A 10185-nucleotide genomic window follows, 5' to 3' on the forward strand; every position below is an offset into this window, starting at 1 on the left:
TGACCGTGAAGCGGCAGAAGCGCTTGCGACGGAACAGCAGCGACTGGGTGTTGCGCTTGGGCTTGCGGTCCTTGGAGAACCGACCTTTACCGCGGGGCGGGGGCATGTGATGACCTCTCTATTTCACTTCGATGGACTGGATGTGGAAGACGATTCCGCGACCGTTGCGCTGCGATCCGAGGAAGCCCTGGAAGACGTGCTCAACGCCGAGCTCCGCCTGGCCCAGCATCTCCGTGACGGCTCCGACGGCCCGACCGCGAATCTCGAAAGCGAGCTTGCGGACGCTGTCGGGCTGGCTGATCGAGGATTCGTGCCTGAGGCTCACGTCGAGTGCCGGAAGGCCGGCCGGCGTGAACCGCAATGCACCGCGCTCGACGATCCGCGCCGTCATCGCGACGCTGTTCGTCAGCTCGCCGCCTCCTGGGGCGCGCGGCGCGACTCCTGGCGCGATTCCTCGCGGTCGACCGCCTTCATCATCACCGACGGCGTCGTCTCCGCGCGGTCCTTCAGGACCGTCAGGTGGCGCAGCACGGCGTCGTTGAAGCGGAAGCCCGTCTCGAGCTCGTCCAGCACCTTGCTGTCGCACTCGATGTTGATGCACAGGTAGTGCGCCTTGGCGAGCTTCTGGATCATGTAGGCCATCTGGCGCCGACCCCAGTCCTCGACCCGGTGCACCTTGCCGCCGCCGGCGGTGATGCTGCTCTTGTAGCGCTCCAGCATGGCCGGAACCTGCTCGCTCTGATCCGGGTGGATCAAGAGCACGATCTCGTAGTGACGCATCGAATCTCCTTGTGGATTCCCGCTCGGGGAAGCCGCTCGCTCCGCCTCCCGGAATGAGAGGGTCGGGCGCCGAGTCCCGTCATGACTCGAGGCGGCAAGGGAAAATCCCGCGAGTATACCTCGGCGGCCCCGGGCGGCGGCACGTCACCCCCAGGCGCTCGCACGAGGCGCCCGGCGGTACTTTGTCCCGTATCGGACGGCGTGCGGGCAGGCCCCTGGCCTCACCCGGAGGATTACACTGCGACCGTTCATCGACCGGGGTTCCCCCGGCAGCGAATTCGCCGCGCGAATTTCGTTTGCCTGAGCCTGAGACGGAAACGAGACGGATGGGCGATTCGAGCAGCGGCGGCAAGTTCACCTCGGGCACCCCGAGCGGTGCCGCCGCCGGTGCGGGGCCGGAGGAATGGCCGGCCACCCGAGCTGAAATCGCCCGCCCGGAGGAGCTTGACGCCTGGCAAGCCACCCGCGTGCTCGACGACCGCGCGGGCGCTGTAGCGAGGTCGCCCGAACGGCCGCAGAGCAACGGCGTCCGCCCGGTGCGCCAGGAGCCGGCGGGCCCGCGCGGCCCCCGCGATTCACCCGATGCCTGGGCCGCGACGCGTGCCCACACCGCCCTGGCAACGCAGATCCAGAGCGACGAGAACGACTACCTGGCAGGCACGAAGGACGAGATCGGCCGGCAGATCGGCGGCAACGAGCGCGAGCTGTTCGTCTCGTGCGCTCCTGCCGAGGCATTGCAGCAGCAGTTCGAGCATCTGCAGCCGGAGTTCATCGCCGTGCACGACGTCGCCACGGCCTCGTCGCGAAAGCTGCTCGCCGGCATCGCCGCAGCGAGCGGCCGCAGCGTGCAGAAGCTGGTGATCCGTCGCCAGGGTTACGGGACGGCGCTGGCTACGCTCGAGTTCGTCGATCTGCCCACCACCGACAACCGCGGGCTGCGCCTGTACACGACCGAGTCGGATGCCGACACGGCAGCGCGTCACGCGATCGCGAAGACGCTGCTCGCCTACAGCCGGCTCGGCGTGGTGATGGTCGGGGAGCTGCCCGGCCACGCCATCGCCGCGGCCCTCAAGCCTCTGCACGAGGATATCCTCGCCGGCCCCTGGCCCAACCGCAACCTGCTCCTGCTTCCGCTCGCTTCGGCGAGCACGCTGGTCACGCACGGCCTCGACCTCGGCCGGGGAACCGGCGTGGCGGTCCGCACCACGCCGCAGGTCGCCCGCCCGGCCGACGCGTGGGCCTTCATCACCGGAACCTGGGGCCGGCTGCGCGAGCAGGCACCTGCCGACGGCCGCTCCGTGCCGGAGCTGGGCAGCTTCAAGCAGGCGCCCTACCAGCCGAAGCGTCCGCCGATCTCGACCGGCATGCCCTCGGGGGACACGATGCCGATGGACGACGCCGTCGTGCCGATGACCCTCTCGATGCGGCCCATGCCGCAGATCGCGAGCCCTCGCTACGCCCAGCCGCCCTCGACGCTCATCGAGCGTTACGTCAAGCAGCTGAGCGAGCTGAACGGCGTGATCAGCTGCTGCGTGTTCGAGGTGCCCAGCGGCGAGGCGGTCGCCCACGCGGGCGCGAACCCGGGTTCGGCCGAGCTGGCCACGCACGGCAGCGCACTGGTCAACGCCATGGCCTCCGCCAGCCGCGGCCTCGGCTTCGGGATGGCCTTCCCCGAGGCGGCGATCACGCTCGGTGCCCACCACCTGCTGCTGCGGGCCGTGCCGCGCAACCCGGGCCTGGCCATGCACGCCGTGCTCGACAAGACGAGCGCCAACCTGACGCTCGCCCGCCTGCAGATCCTGCGCATGGACTCGATGTTCGACGAGCCGACCTAGCGGCTCAGTGCACGACGCGCTCGAAGACGAACTGGCCGTCTTCGACGTCCACCGGGATCACGTCCTTGGGCCCGAACCGGCCCTCCAGGATCAGCTTCGAGACCGGGTTCTCGATCTGCCGCTGGATCGCCCGCTTCAGCGGCCGCGCGCCGAACACCGGATCGAACCCGGCCTTCGCCAGCTCGGTCAGGGCCGCCGGCGAGACCTCGAGCTTCATGTCCATCTTCTCGAGACGCTTCTCGAGCACGCCCAGCTGGATCCTCGCGATCGCCTGGATGTTCTTCAGGTCGAGCGCGTGGAACACGACGGTCTCGTCGATGCGGTTCAGGAACTCGGGGCGGAAGTGCTGCTTGACCTCGGCGAAGACCGCCTCCTGGATCGCCTCGTAGCTCTGCCCCGCCATCTGCATGATCTGCTGCGAGCCGAGGTTCGAGGTCATGACGATGACGGTGTTCTTGAAGTCGACCGTGCGCCCCTGGCCGTCGGTGAGGCGGCCGTCGTCGAGCACCTGCAGGAGGACGTTGAAGACGTCCGGATGCGCCTTCTCGACCTCGTCGAGCAGGAGCACGCTGTAGGGCTTGCGCCGCACCGCCTCGGTCAGGTAGCCGCCCTCGTCGTAGCCGACGTAGCCCGGCGGCGCGCCGATCATGCGCGCGACCGAGTGCTTCTCCATGAACTCGCTCATGTCGAGGCGGATGAGGTGGTCCTCGCTGTCGAAGAGAAAGCCCGCCAGCGCCTTGCAGAGCTCGGTCTTGCCGACGCCCGTGGGGCCGAGGAAGAGGAACGAGCCGGTCGGCCGGTTCGGGTCCGACAGGCCAGAGCGGGAACGCCGGATCGCGTCGGCGACGGCGCCGATCGCCTCGTCCTGGCCCACGACACGCTCGTGCAGCTTCGCTTCCATCTGCAGCAGCTTGTCGCGCTCGCCCTGCATCAGCTTGGAGACAGGGATGCCGGTGGCGCGCGCGACGACCTCGGCGATCTCCTCGGCGCCGACCATCGTGCGCAGCAGCTGCGGCCGCCCGCCTTCGCTGCTCTTCTTCTGCTCGCGCGCCTGCGCCTCCTTCAGCTGGCGCTCGAGCTCGGGTAGCTTGCCGTACTGCAGCTCGGCGACCTTGTTGAAGTCGCCCTTGCGCTTCCACTCCTCGATCTGGAAGCGCGTGCGGTCGATGTCCTCGAGCATCGTCTTCGAGCCTTGCGCGGCCGCCTTCTCGGCCTTCCAGATCTCCTCCAGGTCGGCCACCTCCCGCTGCAGGCGAGCGATCTCCTCCTCGATCAGGTCGCGACGCCGCTTGCTCGCCTCGTCCTTTTCCTTGAGGACCGCCGCACGCTCGATCTGCAGCTGGATCATGCGGCGGTCGAGCTTGTCGAGCGCTTCCGGCTTCGAGTCGATCTCGATCTTCACCTTCGAGGCGGCTTCGTCGATGAGGTCGATCGCCTTGTCGGGCAGGAAGCGGTCGGTGATGTAGCGGTGGCTGAGCTCGGCCGCGGCGACGATGGCCGGGTCGGTGATCTCGACGCCGTGGTGGACCTCGTACTTCTCCTGCAGGCCACGCAGGATGGCGATCGTCGCCTCGACCGTCGGCTCGCCGACGAGGATGCGCTGGAACCGCCGCTCCAGCGCCGCGTCCTTCTCGATGTACTTGCGGTACTCGTCGAGCGTGGTCGCGCCGATGCAGTGCAGCTCGCCGCGGGCCAGCGCGGGCTTGAGCATGTTGCCGGCGTCGATCGCGCCCTCGGCCTTGCCGGCCCCGACCATGGTGTGGATCTCGTCGATGAAGACGATCGTCCGGCCCTCGTCCTCGGCCACTTCCTTGAGCACGCCCTTCAGGCGCTCCTCGAACTCGCCGCGGTACTTGGCGCCGGCCAGCAGCAGGGCCATGTCGAGCACGAGCACGCGCTTCTCCTTGAGCGTGTCCGGGACCTCGCCGGCGACGATCCGCTGCGCCAGGCCCTCGACGATCGCCGTCTTGCCGACGCCCGGCTCGCCGATCAGCACCGGGTTGTTCTTGGTCCGCCGCTGCAGCACCTGGATGGCCCGGCGGATCTCGTCGTCGCGGCCGATCACCGGGTCGAGCTTGCCGGCGCGGGCGCGCTCGGTGAGGTCGATGGTGTACTTCTTCAGCGCCTCGCGCTGGCCCTCGGCCTCGGCGCTGTCGACCTTGCGGCCGCCCCGCACCGCTTCGATGGCGGCCTCGAGCGCCTTGCGGGTGAGCCCGTGCTCCTTGACCAGCGGACCGATCGCGGTCCTCGCGTCGGCCGCGGCAAGCAGGAACATCTCGCTGGCGATGAACTGGTCGCCGCGCTTGGTCGCTTCCTTCTCGGCCGCCTGGAGCAGCGTGCCCAGGTCCCGGCCGGGCTGGACCTGCTCGCCGCCCTGCACCTGCGGCAGGCGGGCGATCGCCGTCTCGACGCTGCCCTGCAGGCCGGGCACATCGACGCCGGCGCGCTGCAGGAGGGCCTTCGGACCGTCGGCCTGGTTCAGCATCGCGGCCAGGACGTGGACGGGTTCGATGTACGGGTTGTCCTTGGCAACGGCCCGGCTCTGGGCATCGGACAGGGCTTCCTGAAACGTCGTGGTCAGCTTGTCGAGTCGCATGATTCGTGCCTCCGCTATCCCCGCGAAGTGAGGCACAAAGCTGCGCTTTCAAGGCGCGGCCCAGGCTCTTAGCAAAGCAGCAGGCCCTGGGCGGCGGTTCCCCGCGTTGCAGCAGCAGCGACTCGGCCGAGAAGGCCGAGAAGGTGGTGAAGCCGCCGAGGAAGCCGGTGACGACGAGCAGGCGCAGCATCTCGTCGGGCGAGCGCTCGAACCAGGCTAGCGCCAGGCCGGCGAGCAGGCCACCGAGGCAGTTGACAAGCAGCCATCGCGCATCCATCGCCGCTCCGAACGGCCCGATGAACCACCCTTCGCCGTAACGGAACTCGAAGTCTGTGACGCCGAGCTTGAAACCGGCGCAATGGCGCGGCCGGCGCCAACAGCGCTGTCACGCCCTGCCGTGACACGACCCGACCGTCCGGACCCTCGCCTTCGGCCAGCAGCATGGCCAGGTAGCGAGACATGTCGTCTGCACTCGAACGAGGCTTCCGGCGGGTGCCAAGCCCGGCGGAAGCCGAACCTGGTACGGAACAGGCCGGCCAAACCACATCCGGTGCACGGCAGTCATCCCCCCTTGCCGGCCCGCGTCGTGGTCTACGTAGGTGTGCTTCATCTGGAGGGGCTGGAACACCTGGTGCTGCACCTGCGCCGGCCACGAGCGGCGCGTCACGGCTTCCAGCACGGCGCCGAGCAGCATGGAGTTGAGATTGCTGTACTCGAAGCGCTCGCCTACCGGCCTGTTGAGCGACACCGTGGCCAGCCCGCGCGCCAACTCCTCGACACTGGCGTTGCCTTGCCGGACCAGCGGGGCGACGCTATCGGAATGGGAAAAGCCGCTGGCCTGGTTGAGCAGATGGCGCGGGGGTGATGCGCGCTGACGCCTCGACATCCGCCACGCGGAACCACGGCAGGTACCGCTGGACCGGCGCATCGGCGTCGAGCTGCACCCTGCGGCGCGTCCTGCTCGACATCCGCCTTGTGCGCATGGGCTGCGGGCCCGTACCACGCGACCGGCGAACCCACGAGCCGTTCGCTCGTCAAGCGAAGTTCGTGCTGCGCGGCGCTGGCTGCCCTGTCAGGACGAGGTCCAGGTGGTGCAGCGCCAGCTCGCCGAGGAGCTGCTCGAACTCGCCTTCGTGCATACGAGCCGCAACTCATCCGGAATCAGCTGGCCCGGTTGAAGATCTCCTCAGCCCGGGCGAGCGCGGCCTGGCCCGCCTTGTCATCGCGAGACACAATCGGAAAACAGAAGGGGTCCGCGCGCGCGAGACGGCCCGGGCGACGACCCTTCGCCGCCAGTGCAGATCCATGAAAAACGCCCCTTTCGGGGCGTTGTCCAGAGGCTAGCTTGGCGGAGCCGGAGGGATTCGAACCCTCGATGCAGGTTTTGCCCACATACTCCCTTAGCAGGGGAGCACCTTCGGCCACTCGGTCACAGCTCCGTGGGCCAATTCTAACGGCTGCCCTCCCCTTGCATCGAGCGACGGCTCAGGCCGCTCCGGGCACGGCGTCCAGGTCGAAGGCCTTGTGCAGGGCCCGCACGGCGAGCTCCATGTACTTCTCGTCGATGACGACGCTGGTCTTGATCTCGCTGGTCGTGATCATCTGGATGTTGATGCCCTCCTCGCTCAGCGCGCTGAACATCCGGCTGGCGACGCCGACGTGCGAGCGCATGCCGATGCCGACGATGCTCACCTTGCAGATCCGGTCGTCGCCGAGCAGGCCGGCGGCGCCGGTCTTCGGGATCACCGCGCTGCGCATGAGGTCCATGGTCCGTGCGTAGTCGTTGCGGTGCACGGTGAAGGAGAAGTCGGTGCGGCCGTCGTGCGACACGTTCTGGATGATCACGTCGACGTCGATGTTGGCCTCGGCCACGGGGCCCAGGATCAGGTGCGCGATGCCGGGCTTGTCGGTCACGCCCATCAGGCTGATCTTGGCCTCGTCGCGGTTGAAGGCGATGCCGGACACGACGGCTTGTTCCATCTTGAGACCTTCCTCGAAAGTGATCAGGGTGCCCGAGCGGGCTTCCTCGGCCATGTCGATGTCCCACGGCGTGAAGCTCGAGAGCACGCGCAGCGGCACGCGGTACTTGCCGGCGAATTCCACCGAGCGAATCTGCAGCACCTTGGAGCCGAGGCTGGCCATCTCGAGCATCTCCTCGAAGCTGATGGTCGTCAGGCGCCTGGCATCGGCGACGATGCGCGGGTCGGTCGTGTAGACGCCGTCGACATCGGTGTAGATCAGGCATTCGTCGGCCTTCAGCGCCGCAGCGACCGCCACCGCCGACGTGTCCGAGCCGCCCCGGCCGAGCGTGGTGATGTTGCCCGCCGGGTCGACCCCCTGGAATCCCGTGATGACGACGACCTTGCCGGCGTCGAGCTCGGCGCGGATCCGGGCGTCGTCGATGTGGCGGATGCGCGCCTTGGTATAGGCCGCGTCGGTCGCGATCGGCACCTGCCAGCCTGCGTAGCTGACGGCGGCCAGGCCCTCGGCCTGCAAGGCCACGGCGAGCAGCCCGACCGAGACCTGTTCGCCGGTCGAGGCGATCATGTCGAGCTCGCGCAGCAGCTCGGGCGTCATGCGCTCCGGCGACAGCTGCTTGGCGAGCGCCAGCAGTCGGTTCGTCTCGCCGCTCATGGCAGAGGGCACGACGACCATCCGGTGCCCCGCGCGCGCCCACTTGGCGACGCGCCGCGCAACGCTCTGGATGCGTTCCGGCGAGCCCATCGAGGTGCCGCCGTACTTGTGGACGATCAATGCCATGAAGGGGCGCCGCGGCAGGGCGCCGCGGTGCAGCGCCTGCGCGCCGGGTGCGCAAGGGAGAGGGGCGTGATTCTAGCCAGCGAGTCCGCACAGGCTGCTCGGCGACGAGGGGTCAGGCCGGAACCCATGTCAGCGCAACCTGAACCTCGCCGGGCGCGGCGAGCGCGCGGGCATCGATGCCGAGGCCGGAGACATACACGATGGCGTCCTCGCTGCAGACGACCGGCCCGCCGCGCTGCCGTGCCGGGACCCCCGCGGCCTGGAACTGCAGCTTCAGGCTTCGCGGCGGCCGCCCGGCGCCGGCCTGGAACCGGTCGCCGGGGCGTCGAGCACGGAGCTCGAGCGACCGGGCGGCGACCGCGCGCAAGCCGCCGCTTTCGACGCGCTCGACGCGGAAGGCACCCTGCCAGGATGTCACCTCGTGCAGGCCCGGCCGGCTCAGGTCGACGAGCGCAGCTGCCTCCGGCGCGAGGGCTTGGCGCGTCGGCTCGAAGACGAGCCGCCCGCGGTACGCGTGCAGCTCGCCGCCCGGGGCCGGCCAGCGCCGCGCGGCCGCCCCCTCGAGCTCGCTCAGCAGGCGCTCGACCAGGCTCGGCGGCGCCGTTTCGCCGCAGCGGGCACGCAGCCAGGCCCGCAAGGCGTGGCTGCGGCGTGGCGCAGGCAACTCGCGCCATCGGTCCACCTGGAGGTGGCCGTCTGCCGCAACCTCGAGCAGATCGCTGGCGGCGGTCTCGTCGACGACGGCCATCGCCTGCTGCGCCCACGCGGCCGCCCGGGCCAGCGCCAGTTCCGCATCGGGAAAGGCAGCCACCAATGCCGGCCAGACGCTGGCGCGCAGGCGATTGCGGGCAAAACGTTGGTCGGCGTTGCTGTCGTCCTCGACCCAGCTCAGGCGGTGCCGCCGCGCATAGGCGCCGATCTCTTCGGCGGGCGTGTCGATCCACGGGCGGGCCCAGGTGAGGCCCTCGCGAACCGCCGCCCGGGGCATGGCCGCGAGCCCGGCGACGCCGCCGCCACGCAGCGACTGCAGCACGAAGGTCTCGGCCTGGTCGCGCCGATGGTGCGCGAGGAGCACGAGGTCGCTGCCGGCGGCTTGCGCCATCTCGGCGAGGGCGCGGTAGCGCTCGCGCCGAGCCCAGGCCTCGACGCTGTCGCCGACGCCCGGCCGGCTTGCGAGGCAACGTGCGGCGAAGCCCAGCGGCCGGCCCCGCGCGGCCCAGCGCCGGCAGCGCTCCGCGCAATGCTCGAGCCAGGCATCCGCCTCCGAGCTGAGGCCATGGTGGACGTGCAGCGCGACAACCCGCAAACCGAGCGGCTCGGCCGCGGCCAGCGTCGCGTGCAGCAGAGCGGTGGAATCGCGGCCGCCGCTGTACGCGACGCCGACGACACCCACCGCGCCGGCAGTGCCTGGCCCCGGGGCGTTGTCAGCGCTCGGTGGTGTCGGTGTAGCGGCCGTACGACTGCAGCCGCTCGTAGCGGCGCTGCACCAGCTCGCGCTTCGGCAGGTCGCTCACCTGACGGAAGGCGTCGTTCAGGGCGCGCTTCAGGAAGGCCGCCATCTGCTTGATGTCGCGGTGAGCCCCGCCGACCGGCTCATTGACGATCTTGTCGATCAGGCCGAGAGCCTTCAGCCGATGCGCGGTGATGCCGAGCTGTTCGGCCGCGTCCGCGGCGCGCTCCGCCGTCTTCCAGAGGATCGAGGCGCAGCCCTCGGGCGAGATCACCGAGTAGATCGAGTACTGCAGCATCAGCAGCTGGTCGCCGACGCTGATGGCGAGCGCGCCGCCCGAGCCGCCCTCGCCGATGATGGTGACGATGATCGGCACCTCGAGCTGGGCCATCTCGTAGATGCTGCGGCCGATCGCTTCCGACTGGCCGCGCTCCTCGGCGCCGATGCCGGGGTAGGCGCCCGGCGTGTCGACGAAGGTGAAGACCGGCAGGTTGAACTTCTCCGCCAGCTTCATCAGGCGCAGGGCCTTGCGGTAGCCCTCGGGCCGCGACATGCCGAAGTTGCGCAAGCCGCGCTCTTTCGTATCGCGCCCCTTCTGGTGGCCGAGCACCATGCACGGCTGGCCGTTGAAGCGCGCCAGGCCGCCGACCATCGATTGATCGTCCGCGAAGGCGCGGTCGCCGTGCAGTTCCTGGAAGTCGGTGAACATTTCGGCGACGTAGTCGAGCGTGTAGGGCCGCTGCGGATGGCGCGCGATCTGCGTC

The 10185-nt window shown here is 69.5% G+C and carries 8 protein-coding genes, 1 tRNA gene and 3 pseudogenes; 1 reads left to right on the forward strand and 11 read right to left on the reverse strand.

Going from position 1 to position 10185, the window contains the following annotated elements; all coding sequences use genetic code 11:
* From AC30N0_RS19970 to rpsF, 3 genes and pseudogenes are all read right to left on the reverse strand, one after another.
* Positions 1–106 (reverse strand): annotated as a pseudogene (locus tag AC30N0_RS19970) (30S ribosomal protein S18); the annotation flags it as partial.
* A 12-nt stretch (positions 107–118) separates the two neighbouring features.
* Complete coding sequence (locus tag AC30N0_RS19975; protein WP_489519628.1) at positions 119–391, reverse strand: primosomal replication protein N; 273 nt, start codon at positions 389–391, stop codon at positions 119–121.
* Positions 392–405: 14 nt separating this feature from the next.
* A complete protein-coding gene (gene rpsF, locus AC30N0_RS19980) occupies positions 406–780 on the reverse strand; it encodes a 30S ribosomal protein S6 (RefSeq protein WP_489519629.1) in 375 nt (124 codons plus the stop codon).
* 326 nt (positions 781–1106) lie between these two features.
* Here rpsF and AC30N0_RS19985 point away from each other — a divergent pair, with 326 nt between their 5' ends.
* Entirely contained in the window at positions 1107–2615 is a 1509-nt protein-coding gene (locus tag AC30N0_RS19985; RefSeq protein ID WP_489519630.1) for a hypothetical protein, read from the forward strand.
* A 4-nt stretch (positions 2616–2619) separates the two neighbouring features.
* On the opposite strand, the gene clpB is transcribed toward AC30N0_RS19985, so the two are convergent.
* The 8 genes and pseudogenes from clpB to AC30N0_RS20025 all read right to left on the reverse strand — a co-directional run.
* Positions 2620–5211 (reverse strand): ATP-dependent chaperone ClpB, encoded by a 2592-nt coding sequence (clpB, locus tag AC30N0_RS19990; RefSeq protein WP_489519631.1) that lies wholly within the window; start codon positions 5209–5211, stop codon positions 2620–2622.
* 112 nt (positions 5212–5323) lie between these two features.
* Positions 5324–5488: pseudogene (locus tag AC30N0_RS19995) on the reverse strand (CrcB family protein); the annotation flags it as partial.
* Between the two features lie 108 nt (positions 5489–5596).
* Positions 5597–6139, reverse strand: a complete 543-nt coding sequence (locus AC30N0_RS20000) for a serine hydrolase domain-containing protein (protein WP_489519632.1) — start codon at positions 6137–6139, stop codon at positions 5597–5599.
* 41 nt (positions 6140–6180) lie between these two features.
* Positions 6181–6426, reverse strand: a pseudogene (locus AC30N0_RS20005) (LysR family transcriptional regulator); the annotation flags it as partial.
* A 131-nt stretch (positions 6427–6557) separates the two neighbouring features.
* Positions 6558–6650, reverse strand: a tRNA-Ser gene (locus AC30N0_RS20010).
* 46 nt (positions 6651–6696) lie between these two features.
* Positions 6697–7971, reverse strand: a complete 1275-nt coding sequence (locus AC30N0_RS20015; RefSeq protein WP_489519633.1) for an aspartate kinase — start codon at positions 7969–7971, stop codon at positions 6697–6699.
* A gap of 112 nt (positions 7972–8083) precedes the next feature.
* Positions 8084–9364, reverse strand: a complete 1281-nt coding sequence (gene tilS, locus AC30N0_RS20020; protein ID WP_489519634.1) for a tRNA lysidine(34) synthetase TilS — start codon at positions 9362–9364, stop codon at positions 8084–8086.
* Between the two features lie 31 nt (positions 9365–9395).
* Positions 9396–10185, reverse strand: a 790-nt coding sequence (locus tag AC30N0_RS20025; RefSeq protein ID WP_489519635.1) for an acetyl-CoA carboxylase carboxyltransferase subunit alpha, incomplete at its 5' end; no start/stop codon positions are given.

Origin of the sequence: Rhizobacter sp. (assembly GCF_031412495.1) — a bacterium.
Lineage (GTDB): Bacteria > Pseudomonadota > Gammaproteobacteria > Burkholderiales > Burkholderiaceae_C > Schlegelella_A.